General features: G+C 36.8%; 3 protein-coding genes. All 3 read right to left on the bottom strand.

Translation table 11 applies throughout. The features are described from left to right. Positions 1–34: 34 nt before the first annotated feature. Positions 35–187 carry a hypothetical protein gene (locus tag ACYUCW_RS18050; RefSeq protein ID WP_017628823.1) on the bottom strand — a complete coding sequence of 51 codons (153 nt, stop codon included), beginning with the start codon at positions 185–187 and terminating at the stop codon, positions 35–37. Further along, a complete protein-coding gene (locus ACYUCW_RS18045) occupies positions 184–438 on the bottom strand; it encodes a hypothetical protein (RefSeq protein WP_017628822.1) in 255 nt (84 codons plus the stop codon). Before ACYUCW_RS18045 ends, ACYUCW_RS18050 begins: the two co-directional genes overlap by 4 nt. A 251-nt stretch (positions 439–689) precedes the next feature. Then, positions 690–917, bottom strand: coding sequence for a hypothetical protein (locus tag ACYUCW_RS18040; protein ID WP_012367608.1), 228 nt, complete (start codon positions 915–917; stop codon positions 690–692). Positions 918–1,032: the final 115 nt, after the last annotated feature.

The following is a 1,032-nucleotide window of genomic DNA, read 5'->3' as shown; positions in this document are numbered from 1 at the left end:
GGGTATTTATCGGTAGGGTATGAGTTAGAAACGTTCATTGAAAATCTCCTGAAAAGTCCTTGAGAGGCATAGACAATCCTTGTCGTCCTAACACTTCCGTTTGATACATAAATTCATCGTGTTCGCGTTCCTGCGATTCTTTACGCTTCCTGCGTAATTCTTCTAGCCATTGTTGATGCTGAGTCACGCAACCCTCCTTAGCAGATTCATCTTAGAAACAGGTGCATCCTTGCTTGCTTCATTGACAATCCTGTCAATCTCTTCCTTGTCGAACTGCATAATCCATTGCAGAGCTTCAACTGGGTCGATTTCCGTTAATTTAGCCAGCTCAGCGAAACTTCCTGTCTCAATACTGAGTTTGCTACTTTCGTCAAATTCCATGACTGTTTTGTCGTCTACTACCCGAGTTCCGTTCGAGTAGCTGTATGAAATTTGCATAATCACCTCAACTTACAAATGTCGGTATTACGCCAACGGTTGTTACAATGACCACAGCTAAACTGAATAACCATGGGCTTGTACGTTTATTTTTACGTGCTTGAGGCGTAGTGATACGCACCGCCATGCCGTCACGCATAGCGCTGTAATAGTTAGTTTTTATGGTGACCCCGTTAGATGAGAGATAAGGCGGTTATCTGGTGTTGGCGAAGTGAAGGTGTATTAATTTATTTTTAATGATTTGAATTTTATTAGTGTGTTTTTTTATTGAGTAATGTATTTATAATCGCTTTTTCAAATGATGATTTAATTGAATTTTCTCCAACTAAATTATCTGAGAAGTTATTTAGTAATAATTCTAATTCTGGAGTTTCTTCATGAACGTATATTTTTGTTTTTACTTCAACATGTGGTGATTTAATTCCATGTTCTAAAGTTAATTTTACGTTAATAACGACACTGGTTTTTTGTTTCATCATTTTTATTTCCTTTTAATGAATATAATTAATTACGAAATGTCTTGTTTATATATCTAAATATAGGGTGGGTTACTGCTGAACGAGGGATGTCATACTCCCTCCGTTATTAACTAAA

Source organism: Proteus sp. MB838 (assembly GCF_054767435.1).
The sequence above is the reverse complement of the archived record's forward strand: the minus strand, read 5'-3'. Positions and strand labels throughout refer to the sequence as shown.

Bases quoted from the DNA above. Each gene is read 5' to 3' on its own strand.
- ACYUCW_RS18045 (WP_017628822.1), bottom strand. From the start codon at position 438: ATGCAAATTTCATACAGCTACTCGAACGGAACTCGGGTAGTAGACGAC.
- ACYUCW_RS18040 (WP_012367608.1), bottom strand. From the start codon at position 917: ATGATGAAACAAAAAACCAGTGTCGTTATTAACGTAAAATTAACTTTA.